This window comes from Arthrobacter sp. FW306-07-I (assembly GCF_021800405.1).
Classification (GTDB): Bacteria; Actinomycetota; Actinomycetes; order Actinomycetales; family Micrococcaceae; genus Arthrobacter.
The window spans coordinates 424,941-435,145 of sequence record NZ_CP084550.1 but is presented as its reverse complement, the minus strand read 5'-3'; the positions used below and the strand labels follow the sequence as shown (position 1 = coordinate 435,145).

General features: G+C 64.5%; 11 protein-coding genes. 6 read left to right on the top strand and 5 right to left on the bottom strand.

Annotation, left to right across the window (positions count from 1 at the left end; genetic code table 11):
- Window positions 1-202: 202 nt before the first annotated feature.
- Window positions 203-976 carry an IclR family transcriptional regulator gene (locus LFT46_RS02115; protein WP_236821149.1) on the bottom strand — a complete coding sequence of 258 codons (774 nt, stop codon included), beginning with the start codon at window positions 974-976 and terminating at the stop codon, window positions 203-205.
- A gap of 231 nt (window positions 977-1,207) precedes the next feature.
- On the opposite strand from LFT46_RS02115, the gene LFT46_RS02110 reads away from it, so the two are divergent.
- The 3 genes from LFT46_RS02110 to LFT46_RS02100 all read left to right on the top strand — a co-directional run bounded on the left by LFT46_RS02110 (window position 1,208) and on the right by LFT46_RS02100 (window position 4,056).
- Entirely contained in the window at window positions 1,208-2,047 is an 840-nt protein-coding gene (locus tag LFT46_RS02110) for an ABC transporter ATP-binding protein (RefSeq protein ID WP_236821148.1), read from the top strand.
- Complete coding sequence (locus tag LFT46_RS02105; RefSeq protein WP_236821147.1) at window positions 2,044-2,907, top strand: ABC transporter permease; 864 nt, start codon at window positions 2,044-2,046, stop codon at window positions 2,905-2,907. Before LFT46_RS02110 ends, LFT46_RS02105 begins: the two co-directional genes overlap by 4 nt.
- A 66-nt stretch (window positions 2,908-2,973) precedes the next feature.
- Window positions 2,974-4,056 carry an ABC transporter substrate-binding protein gene (locus LFT46_RS02100; RefSeq protein ID WP_236800828.1) on the top strand — a complete coding sequence of 361 codons (1,083 nt, stop codon included), beginning with the start codon at window positions 2,974-2,976 and terminating at the stop codon, window positions 4,054-4,056.
- Window positions 4,057-4,151: 95 nt separating this feature from the next.
- Here LFT46_RS02100 and LFT46_RS02095 read toward each other — a convergent pair whose 3' ends face one another.
- Window positions 4,152-5,015: an SDR family oxidoreductase gene (locus tag LFT46_RS02095; protein ID WP_236821146.1), complete on the bottom strand. Its 864-nt coding sequence runs from the start codon at window positions 5,013-5,015 to the stop codon at window positions 4,152-4,154.
- 119 nt (window positions 5,016-5,134) lie between these two features.
- Here LFT46_RS02095 and LFT46_RS02090 point away from each other — a divergent pair, with 119 nt between their 5' ends.
- On the top strand, window positions 5,135-5,509 hold the full coding sequence (locus LFT46_RS02090; RefSeq protein ID WP_236800826.1) for a winged helix-turn-helix transcriptional regulator: 375 nt from the start codon (window positions 5,135-5,137) through the stop codon (window positions 5,507-5,509).
- Between the two features lie 166 nt (window positions 5,510-5,675).
- On the top strand, window positions 5,676-5,939 hold the full coding sequence (locus LFT46_RS02085; RefSeq protein WP_236800825.1) for a hypothetical protein: 264 nt from the start codon (window positions 5,676-5,678) through the stop codon (window positions 5,937-5,939).
- A gap of 18 nt (window positions 5,940-5,957) precedes the next feature.
- Here LFT46_RS02085 and LFT46_RS02080 read toward each other — a convergent pair whose 3' ends face one another.
- Window positions 5,958-6,707 carry a 3-hydroxybutyrate dehydrogenase gene (locus tag LFT46_RS02080; RefSeq protein WP_236821145.1) on the bottom strand — a complete coding sequence of 250 codons (750 nt, stop codon included), beginning with the start codon at window positions 6,705-6,707 and terminating at the stop codon, window positions 5,958-5,960.
- A gap of 61 nt (window positions 6,708-6,768) precedes the next feature.
- A complete protein-coding gene (locus tag LFT46_RS02075) occupies window positions 6,769-8,145 on the bottom strand; it encodes an MFS transporter (RefSeq protein ID WP_236821144.1) in 1,377 nt (458 codons plus the stop codon).
- Between the two features lie 127 nt (window positions 8,146-8,272).
- Here LFT46_RS02075 and LFT46_RS02070 point away from each other — a divergent pair, with 127 nt between their 5' ends.
- Window positions 8,273-9,190 (top strand): LysR family transcriptional regulator, encoded by a 918-nt coding sequence (locus LFT46_RS02070; protein ID WP_236821143.1) that lies wholly within the window; start codon window positions 8,273-8,275, stop codon window positions 9,188-9,190.
- A 46-nt stretch (window positions 9,191-9,236) separates the two neighbouring features.
- Here the strand turns inward: LFT46_RS02070 and LFT46_RS02065 are convergent, their stop codons facing one another.
- Window positions 9,237-10,199 (bottom strand): spermidine synthase, encoded by a 963-nt coding sequence (locus LFT46_RS02065; protein ID WP_236821142.1) that lies wholly within the window; start codon window positions 10,197-10,199, stop codon window positions 9,237-9,239.
- Window positions 10,200-10,205 lie beyond the last annotated feature (6 nt).

Here is a 10,205-nt window from a genome sequence, read left to right as displayed (position 1 = left end):
TCTGAGCACCGCGCATTTCCCCAGCGGGTGCGGATTGTGAAATTTCCACCATCTTTGGAACTCCTGTTCTGCCGGCACCCGGGCCGGGCCGCGTTGCCCGGGTTGCCCGGCCTGCCGCGGGATCGCGAAGCATCGTTGGCACGACGACAATTCATATTGTGGACTGAAATCCACGATGTGGATAGAGGGAGGCGGAAAACAGCTACTGCGGGATGGTGCCTCCGATGACCCTGGTGGACTCCTCGGCCGCAGCCAGGACCTGTTCCACCCAGGACGCGCAAACGTCATAGGGCATCCTCAAGGCGGGCCCCATCACCGTAAGTGCCCCAAAAAGTTCGCCTTGGGGTCCGAAGATAGGCGCCGAAATGCCACTGGCACCGGACACCCGCTCACCGGTGGTGATGGCGAAACCATCTGCGCGGGCTTTGGCCACCGCCTCCTCCAGGCTCGCGGCATCGGTGATTGTCTGGTTGGTGAGGGATTTCAGGCCCGACCGGTACACGCGCTCCGCGACCTCCGGATTCCAGGCGAGGAGGACGCGCCCTGCCGCGCCGACGTGCAGCGGCATGATTTCACCCACGCTCACCACGCGCCGGAGCATGCGACGGGTCTCGGCCAAAGCGATGCACACCCGCTTCCCTTGGGACTCGCGAAAAATGCACGCTGTCTCGCCCAAGTCATCACGCAGCCTGCGCAGCACCGGGGTCAGCAGCTCCAGGAAATCCAGCCCCTGGGTTGCCGGCGCCGCCCAATGGGCCATGCGAACCCCCACCCGGTACCGGTCCCCGTGCCGGTCCAGGATTCCCTCCTGCACCATGTTCGCCACCAACCGCTGCACCGTGGAGTGCGGCACGCCGGTACTGGAACGGATCTCGGCCAGCGACAGCTCGGGCCGGGCGAGGGAGAAAGCATCAAGGATGGCGGTGATCTTCCGAAGGACCAACAAGGGGGTGGCCGAGGTTTCGCTGGAGCTCATGGGGAAAGTGTATGAGTCGCGGAGGCGTTGAGTGTGACGGAAGTAACTGTTAGCATCAGGTCCACATCATGATGGAGAACCCACGATGTGGCAGGAAATCAACCTGCATTGAGCAAGAACACCGGAGTCCGCAAGCGGTTCTCCGTACGCGGACCGATAAACCACTTTCGTGCCGCAGACGCGAACCAACAGGGGGAACAAGCGGCCGGAGCCGGCCGGGAAGAGGCAAAGATGCCAGCTGCACAGCCAGGCACGTCCGGATATGCGGTGGAGCTCACCGGGTGCACTAAACAATTTCCAACGTCCGGAGGCGAGACCTACTTCGCCGTGCGGGACATCGACCTGAAAGTCGAGCCCGGCCGCTTCGTCTCGATTGTTGGCCCTACGGGATCCGGCAAGTCCACCATCCTCAACATGGCGGCCGGCCTGCTGACACCCAGCTTTGGGGAAGTCAGGAGCTTCGGGGAACCCGTGACCGGCGTGAACCGCCGGGCGTCCTACATGTTCCAGCAGGACGCCCTGCTGCCGTGGAAAACCGTAATCGACAATGTCAGCCTCGGATTGACTATGGCCGGTGTCTCCAAGGCGGAGGCCCACGCGGAGTCCCGGCGCTGGCTGGAAAAAGTGGGCCTCAAGAATTTTGCGGACCGCTACCCGCACCAGCTCAGCGGCGGCATGCGCAAACGCACAGCCATAGCCCAGGCCTGGATCGTGAACCCGGACATCCTCCTGATGGACGAGCCCTTCTCTGCCCTGGACGTCCAGACCCGCCAAATCATGGAGAACGAACTTCTGCAGCTTTGGCAGGAATCCGGCAAGGCAGTGGTATTCATTACCCACGACCTCGACGAAGCGATCGCGCTGTCCGATGAAGTGCTCATCCTTGGAGCAGGCCCCGGAAGCACTGTGGTGGGAAGCTACGACATCGACATTCCCCGCCCGCGCGATCTGCTGGACATTCGGGACGACCCCCGCTTCGTGGCCCTGCACCGGGAAATCTGGGGCCGGCTGAAAGTCGAAGTCTCAAAGACCTACGAAAGTGCGCTCGCCGAGGAAGGTGAGGCCGCGTGACCATCCTCGGCTCAAGGAAAACAGGTTCAAGGAAGAACGGTTCCTTTGCGGCACAGGACCGACACACCGGCAACCGCCAGCCACGTCGAGGTGAGATGTCGGCGCTGGCCATGCGGAGCATCCAACTCCTCCTCACGGTCCTCGTGCTGGGAGCGTGGGAGGTCCTGGGCCGGGCCGGGGTGATTGATGAATTCTTCTTCCCCCTTCCCTCCGACATCTTCCAGACCGTGTGGCTCTGGGTGTCATCAGGGTTTGTGTTCCCCCATCTTTGGGTGACCATGCAGGAGGCCATCCTCGCCTTCCTGGTGGGGGCCGCCGTCGGACTCCTCCTGGGTTTCATCCTTGCCCGGGTCCGTTTCCTGGAACGGTTGCTGGACCCGTTCCTCCAGATGTTCAATGCGCTCCCGCGCGTGGTCCTCGCTCCGATCTTCCTCCTCTGGTTCGGACTGGGTATCTGGTCGAAGGTGGCGTTCGGCTTCACCCTGGTGTTCTTCATCGTCTTCTTCAACACCTTGGAAGGCGTCAAGAGCGTCGACCGGGTCCTGGTGGACAACGCCAAAATGCTGGGGGCCAGCGAAAAGCAGCTCCTGCGCCATGTCTTCATTCCCAGTGCCCTCACGTGGATCTTCTCCAGCCTGCACATCAGCGTGGGCTTCGCCATCACCGGCGCAGTGGTGGGTGAGTACCTGGGCGCCTCAGGTGGCATGGGCTACGCCATTGCCCAGGCCCAGGGCGTCTTCGACACCAAGGGCGTCTTCGCCGGGATGTTCATCCTCATGATTGTGGTCCTCATCATCGACCTCCTCGTCAACCGCCTGGAGCGGCACCTCCTCAGATGGCGCCCTGTCCGGTCCTCCTGACCAGGTGCCACAGCCCAAAGCCGCCTACCAGCGCCAACTTTCCGTAACCGCCTGAAAGGGATACCCATGACAGACAAATCAACCCGGCGCCGTGGCCGGGTCCTCCTCCGGCCGCTGACCCTGATTGCTGCAGTTGCCCTGGCACTCTCGGCCTGTGGTGCCCCCGCCGCAGCCCCTCCCGGCCAGAGCGGATCAGCCGCGGCCGGCGGAGGCGGCGGGGGCGGCAAGGTGGTTATCGGCGTGGGCGGCCAGACCCTCCTGACCTACCTTCCGACGACGCTGGCCCAGCAGCTTGGGTACTACAAGGATGAAGGCGTGGACGTCGAACTCCAGGACCTCCAAGGCGGCTCGAAGGCCCTGACCGCCATGGTTGGTGGCAGCACCAATGTGACCAGCGGCTACTACGAGCACACCATCCAGATGCAGGCCAAGAACCAGCAGATCAAGGCCTTCGTGGACATGGGCCAGTCTTCCGGCCTTGCCCTGCTGGTGGCGCCGAAGAACGAAGGCCAGATCAAGACAATTGCCGATCTCAAAGGCAAGAACGTGGGGGTGACGGCGCCGGGCTCCTCCACGGACATGTTCGTGAAGTTCCTGCTGGCCAAGAACAACATGCAGCAGTCCGATGCAGCGGTGTCCGCCATCGGCGCGGGATCTTCCGCCGTTGCCGCTGTTGAGCAGGGCCAGGTTGACGCAGCCGTAATGCTCGAACCGGACGTATCGGTCCTCACCAAGCGCATTGGCCACAATCCTGTAGTCCTGGAGGACGTCCGCACGGCCGAGGGGCTGAAGGAAGTGTTCTCCACTGATTCCTGGCCTTCCGCCTGCCTTTACGCCAAGACGGACTGGCTGAACCAGAACAAGGACACGGCCGCCAAGCTGGCCAAGGCCATCAAGCGCACCCTTGAGTACATCAACGGTCACTCCGGTGCCGAAATCGCGGCCAAGATGCCGGAAAGCTTCGCCGGCGGCGACAAGGATCTCTACGCGAAAGTCATCGACGACCTCAAGAAGACCCTGAGCAAGGACGGTACGTTCACCGAAGACGGCGTCCAGGCTGTCCTGAAAACCCAGCAGGTAGCCAACCCGGACGTGGGAAACAAGGACATCAAGCTTGCCGATACGTACACCAACGACCTCGTGAAGTAGCTGCTGCCGACGGCAGCGAACCACGCCCGGGGAGCAGCTTAAAAACGAAAGGTGCCCGGTCCCCCAAAGGGGCCGGGCACCTCGCCGTTTCTGTCCTAGGCGGAAGCAGCGGCGGAGCTGACCGCCTGGCCCAGCGACGTCGTCGGGCGCCCGATCAGCCGACGCAGGTCGCCGGTGCTGACCAGGAGATCGCCGCGCGCGATGCCAAGGTCGGAATCCGCAAGGATTTCAGCGAAAGCCTCCGGTACGCCAACACCAGTGAGCACGCCAACGTATTCCTCCGCGGGCAGGTCGTTGTACTTAATGGCCTTTCCGGTTGCGGCGCTGATCTCCGCCGCCAGGTCCGCCATGCTGAAAGCGTCATCGCCGCCCAGTTCGTAAACCTTGCCGGCCTGGGCGTCGGCCACCAGGACTGCAGCGGCCGCGTGCGCGTAGTCCACCCTGGCGGCCCCGCTGACCTTGCCCTCGCCGGCACTGCCCGCGAGAGCGCCCTGGGCAAGGGTTCCGGGCAGCTGCTCCGTGTAGTTCTCCAGGTACCAGCCGTTGCGCAGCAGCACGAAGGGCACTCCGGATTCGCGCAGCAGCGCCTCGGTTGCCTTGTGTTCATCGGCCAGCTTCATGGCCGTGGTGTCCGCGTTGGCGATGCTGGTGTAGGCCAGCAACTCCACGCCCTCCGCCTTGGCGGCTTCAATGACAGTCCGGTGCTGCTGGACCCGCTGTCCCACTTCGCTGCCGGAAATGAGCAGCACGCGCCGCGCACCCTTGAGGGCGGCTGCGACCGAGCCTGCATCGGCGTAGTCCATGGGCTTGACCTGCAACCCGCGCCCGGCGAAGTCCGCGAGCTTGTCCACCGAACGGCCGGCCGCCACGATTTCCTCCGCAGGTACTCCCCGCTCCAGGAGGGCTTCCAGAACGTGCCGGCCCAACTGTCCAGTGGCGCCTGTAACAACAATGCTCACGATGATTCCTTTCGGGATTTTGCTCTGTCGAAGAGCACAACCGCCGCCCGCGGACAAAACTTCCCAAAAGGGAGTACGCACTTCTAAGTAAGGTACTGACCTTTAGGTAAGCTACCGGTATGAAAGCAGCTCCCCTGCCCTTGGCGTTTGACGACGGCGTGTTCCCGGCAGGGTGCCCCAGCCGTGTGGTGCTGGACCACATCACCAGCAAATGGGGTGTCCTGATCCTGCTTGCGCTGTCCGAGGGCGAACAGCGCTGGAGCGATCTGCGACGCCGGGCCGAGGGCATCAGCGAGAAGATGCTGGCACAGACGTTGAAGACACTCGAGCGTGACGGCCTGGTGAGCAGGAACGCGCAGCCCGTCATTCCGCCGAGGGTGGACTACAGCCTCACCGAGCGGGGCTACGAGTTGAGCGCGCTCCTGGTACCACTGGTGGCGTGGGCATTCGAGAACGCGGAGGAGATCGTCAACGGGACCGGAGCGGGCAAGTAGCGGGTCTTCGAAACGCGAGTACCTGTTACTGGTGTGACTGGTGTGAATAGCACCTAGCGTAGGAGTACGGTGGCGGCCGGAATGGGAGGACCATCCTCTGCTGGGAGCGTTCCGCCGACCAGCACCGTTAGCAGGCGGCGGGCTGCCGCTTGAAGGAGTTGGTCACGTGGCCAAGGACTATGCGCAGGATCTTTCGGAGATGGGACAGCCCGTCAGCCTCGGCACTGTCCTCGCGGCAGCCTGGGGCCGGACGGTGGCGGCCCTCGGACCCCGTTGCCCTTACCGGGTTGGGGACACGGTGATAGGCGACGACCCCTTCAGCGGCAGGCGCGAAGGGGTCGTCGTATGGCAGGACCGCCGGTCGGTGGGAGTCAAGACGCCGTACGGTGTCTTCTTTTTCGACCACCGGATGGTCAAGCCCCTGGACTAGGGTGCCAGGGGGCCTGCGCTAGCGTGCGGACCAGCCGCCGTCCATCGTGTAGCTGGCGCCGGTGACCATGCCGGCGTCGTTCGACGCCAGCCACGCCACCAGGGAGGCCACCTCTTCCGGTTCCACCAGGCGCTTGATGGCGGATTCGGTGAGCATCACCTTGGACAGCACCTCGGATTCGGGGATGCCGTGCACCTGGGCCTGGTCCGCCAATTGTTTCTCCACCAGCGGTGTGCGCACATATCCGGGGTTGATGCAGTTGGAGGTGACTCCGTGCGGGCCGCCCTCCAGCGCCGTCACCTTGCTCAGCCCCTCCAGGCCGTGCTTGGCGGAGACGTACGCGCTCTTGAACGGGGAGGCACGGATGCCGTGCACCGAAGACACATTGATGATGCGGCCGAAGTTGTTGGCATACATATGCGGCAAGGCTGCCCGGATCAGCAGGAACGGCGCCTCCAGCATCAAAGTAACGATCCGGCGGAAGTCCGCGGGATCGAACTCCTGGATGGGGTTGATGCGCTGGATTCCGGCATTGTTGACCAGGATGTCGCAGTCCAGGCTCAGGGTGGCCAGTGCGTCTGTGTCCAGCAGGTCAACGCCCCATGCGCTGCCGCCCACCTCGTCCGCGAGGGCCTCGGCAGCGGCGGCATCGACGTCGGCCACCACCACTTTCGCGCCGCGCGCCGAGAGTGCGCGCACGCAGGCGGCACCGATTCCACTGGCACCACCGGTGACCAGGGCCTTGCGTCCATTCAGCGTGTTGTCCATTCCAGTTCTCCTTTATATGCCCTCACGATTCGTACGCCCCGCACGGTTGAGCGGGTTTCAGTCAGCGTGCGGCGGTCAGCAGCCCTTCGCGGGCAGCATCTTCCTTGTCAACGTCCTCCAGCGCAACACCCTTGGTCTCCTTCAGGCTCAGCACGGCCACTGCGGTGATGACGCAGGCGACCACCAGGTAGATGGCGGTGGGCAGCCAGGACCCGGTGTCCTTGAGCCACTGGGTGGCCAGCAGCGGCGCCAATGACCCGGCAAAGATGGACGTGACCTGCGAGCCCAGGGAGGCACCGGAGTACCGCATGCGGGTGGGGAACATTTCGGCCATGATGGCTGGCTGCCCGGCGTACATGAGGCCGTGCAGGATGAGGCCGATGGTCACGGCCAGGACGATCACCACGGCGTTGCGGGTATCGAACATGGGGAACGCGAAGAACGGCCAGGTGGCTCCGAGGACGGCGCCGGCCAGGTAGACGGGCTTGCGGCCGATCCGGTCCGCCAGGCGGCCGTACTGCGGAATGATGGCGAAGTGGATGATGTGCGCGATCAGCAGCGCCAGCAGCAGCGATGAGGTGTCGTACTTGTGCACGCTCTTGAGGTAGACAATCGAGAAGCTGACCACCAGGTAGTACATGATGTTTTCCGCGAACCGCAGGCCCATGGCCTGGAAGATGCCCTTGGGGTACTTACGGAGCACTTCGAACACGCCGTAGCTGACGGCCTGTTCCTTTTCGACCAACTCCTTGGCCTCGAGGAAGATGCGCGACTCGCTGACGTTGGTGCGGATGTAGTAGCCCACGAAGACGATTACGGCGGAGAGCCAGAAGGCCACGCGCCAGCCCCAGCCGAGGAAGGCCTCGCTGCTGAGGGTGGTGGACATGATATAGAGCACCAGGGTGGCCAGCAGGTTGCCCACCGGGACGGCGGCCTGCGGCCAGCTGGACCAGAAGGCGCGGGTCTTGTTCGGGCTCTGTTCGGCCACGAGGAGGACTGCTCCGCCCCATTCGCCGCCCAGCGCGAAGCCCTGGATAAAGCGCAGGGCCACCAGCAGCGCCGGAGCCAGGTATCCGATGTCGGCGAAACCGGGGAGGCAGCCCATCAGGAACGTGGACACGCCGATGATGACGATGGTCAGCTGCAGGGTGGGCTTGCGGCCCAGCTTGTCGCCAATCTGGCCGAACACGATGCCGCCCAGCGGGCGGGCGATGAAGCCCACGGCATAGGTCAGGAAGGCCTGGATGATTCCGTCCAGGTCATTCCCCGTGGCGGGAAAGAAGTACTTGCCGAATACCAGGGTGGCGGCAGTGGCGTACAGGAAGAACTCGTACCATTCCACCACCGTGCCCACCATTGATGCGGCAACAACCCTCTTCAGTCCCGATTCCTTGGGTGCATGCCCGGCGTCGATTGCCCGGCCTTGCTCAATGCTCATGGTTCTCCTCAGTGTCCACATTGACACGCGCTGTGATCTCCAGCACAAGTGACTCAGATGAGTATTGCTGCACAAAGAAGGCACTTCAATGGCCAAAAGAGCACTAAGTATGTGCACAATTGCAGATATGAACGCGAATCCCGATGACCTGCTGGTCCTGCTTGCGGTGTCACGCTCGGCAAAATTTACGACGGCGGCACAGGCTTTGGGCCTGAACCACACCACGGTCTCGCGCAGGGTAGCCGCGTTGGAAAAGGCGCTCGGCGGCAGGGTCCTGTCCCGGGCCGCCGGAGGCTGGGAATTGACGGAGCTTGGCGAACAGGCGGTGCGGGCGGCGGAACAGGTGGAGGCGGTGCTGGGCACGCTGGGACCGACGGGCCAGGCACCCGACGCGATTGCCGGCGTCGTACGAATGACCGCGACGGATGGCTTCAGCGCCTATATTGCCGCCCCGGCCGTGGCACGGCTGCGCCGGGACCACCCCGGCCTCAGCGTGGAAGTGGTCACCATGACCCGCCGGGCCCTGCAACAGCGGTCGGGGCTGGACATCGAGGTGGTGGTGGGCGTACCCCAGGTGCACCGGGCCGAGGCCATCCGGCTGGGCGACTACCGGCTGGGCATGTACGCCTCCCGCACCTACCTCGAGGAGCATGGGATGCCGGCCACCGTGGCCGAACTCAACCAGCACCCACTGGTGTACTTCGTGGACTCGATGCTGCAGGTGGACGACCTCGACGCACCTCGCCGGCTGGTCCCGGCCATGCGCGACGGCCTTACCTCCACCAATGTGTTCGTCCATGTGGAAGCCACCCGGGCCGGCGCCGGCGTGGGATTCCTGCCGTGCTTCATGGCAGACCTCCACGATGACCTGGTCCGGCTGCTGCCCGACAAGATCGGCGAACTGCTCCCCTACTGGATGGTCCTGCGCCCGGACTCGCTGCGCCGTCCTGCCGTGGCTGCCGTCGTACAGGCGCTCCAGGACCGGATGGCGGAGCACCGCGAAGCGCTCCTGGGGAAGCAGGAATCCTCATCGACTGCTGGGTAACTGCCGTTTTGGACGCTGAAATTAAAAAGGGCCCACGCCGGCAGGGTTACCTGGCCGAACTTGTGAGGTCAGGGGGCCGGTGGGGATTAATCGGTGGGGGCGGGACGGGGTCGTGGCGGACCGGCGTGCCGGCGGCGAACGCCCGCACCTGGGCGTCGTCCCAAAGGTGCGCGGGGACGGCACCGCCCAGGAGCCGGCGGCGCAGCTGGGGGTCGTCGCCGAAGGGCACGTCGCTGCCGGCCATCACCATGTTCCCGTAGCGCCTGCCCTTCAGCATGGCGGGGTCGGCGATGATCACCGTGTGCTTGAACGCGGCCGCGATGGTGGCGGCATCCTCCCGTGCGTTCCTGAGGTCCGGGGCATCGCCGGAGTTGGCCACGTACAGGCCGCCCGGCGCCAGGACCCGCTTGGCGTGGGCAGTGAACTCCGCCGTGGTCAGCGGGCGCGGGGTATGGGCGCCAGCAAAGACGTCCCGGATGATGAAGTCACGGGTCTGGGCGGTGAGGGTTTCGGTCACGGCGCGGGCCTCCCCCACGCGGATCCGCAGCAAAGGCGCCTTGGGAAGGTCGAACCACCCGCGCACGTACTCCGCCAGCTTCCCGTCCAGTTCCACCACCACCTGCCGGGCGTCCGGGTAGGCAGCGGAGAAGTAGCGCGCCATGGAGCAGGCGCCACCGCCCAGATGCAGCCCACGGAGTTTGTGGCCGCCCCCGGCAGGGGAACCGGCAGCGGACGACGGCGGCCACCGCGACTCGATGAGCGCCGCCATCCACCGCATGTACTCGAAGTCCAGGAACAGCGGATCAGCCAGGTCGATGTGTGAGCTCATGACGCCGTTGATCTTCAGGAGCCAACCGGTGGAATTGTCCTGGTCCGCCACCAGCTCGCAGTCACCGGTATCGATGTAATAGACACCCTCCACCGGACCAGTGGGGGCAGCACCCTTGGGCACCTCCACCACTCCCGGTGCGGGCCGGCCCCGGCCGCCTGACTTTCCGCGTTTGCCCATTACCCT